We start from the raw sequence: 968 nt of genomic DNA on the forward strand, positions 1-968 counted from the left end.
AAGATTGCGAACACGCCGGCAAGGATCAGCCCGGCTCCGATCGGCGCAAGCCCGTTCTCCAAAGCCGTATGCCAATGCCGACCGCGATAATGGTTCCACATCTTCGTGACGCCATAGCAGAGCAGCGATGATGGAATGAAGAGTGCGAGCGTTGCCACGACAGCACCGGTCCAACCCGCCACCGTCCAGCCGAGCAGGGTCACGAGCATGGAGCCCGGGCCGGGCGCGGCCCGCGCGATGGCAAACAGGTCGACGAACTCACGCGCGGTGACCCAGTGATAGACCTCGACGGATTGATGCTGGATGCCTGCGAAGATGCTGGGGCCTCCTCCAATGGAGACCAGCGAGAACGGCACGAAGACGACGATCAGGGACCAGAGAGCATTCTCACGCATCGGACGAGGCCTGCCACCAGGCAACGGCGACCGACACGGGCGCGAGCCCCAGCACCACCGGCACGAGCGGCCATTGCAGAAGGCCCACGGCCACGAAGGTCGCCATCAGGATCAGGAACGGCACGAGCCTGCGGCTCGCGCTATAGGCACCCTTCACGGCAACGACCAGGAGCAGCCCGATAGCGGCTGCTGCCGCCCCGCTCATGGCGTCCTGGATCCATGGCATCGCAGCGAGTTGGGCATAGGCTGTGACCAAGGCGATCACCGCGAAGAACGGGCCGATCACGAGACCGATCAGAGCGCAAATCGATCCCGCCGGACCACGCAGACGCTGGCCGATATAGACCGAGAGGTTGGTGACGTTGGCTCCTGGCAGGATCTGAGACAGCGCCAAGCCAGAGAAGAAGTCTTCATCGCTCATCCAGCCCCGCAGCGTCACCACCTCGCGGTAGATCCAGCCCGAGAGACCGCCGCCGAAGCTGAAGAGCCCCACGCGGAAGAACACGAGAAACAGCGACACGAGGGAAACTGGGGCTTGGGTCGGGTTCATGAGATATCCGGGACGAAGCCTTT

At 63.6% G+C, this 968-nt stretch carries 2 protein-coding genes; both read right to left on the minus strand.

Features of this window, described 5'->3' with window-relative positions:
- A partial coding sequence (locus tag FS320_RS44145) for a chromate transporter (protein ID WP_152718751.1) occupies positions 1-395 on the minus strand: 395 nt, incomplete at its 3' end.
- On the minus strand, positions 388-968 hold a 581-nt coding region (locus tag FS320_RS44150; RefSeq protein WP_210252271.1), incomplete at its 5' end, for a chromate transporter. The genes FS320_RS44150 and FS320_RS44145, both read right to left, overlap by 8 nt.

The organism is Microvirga tunisiensis (assembly GCF_009296175.1).
Taxonomy (GTDB): Bacteria; Pseudomonadota; Alphaproteobacteria; order Rhizobiales; family Beijerinckiaceae; genus Microvirga; species Microvirga tunisiensis.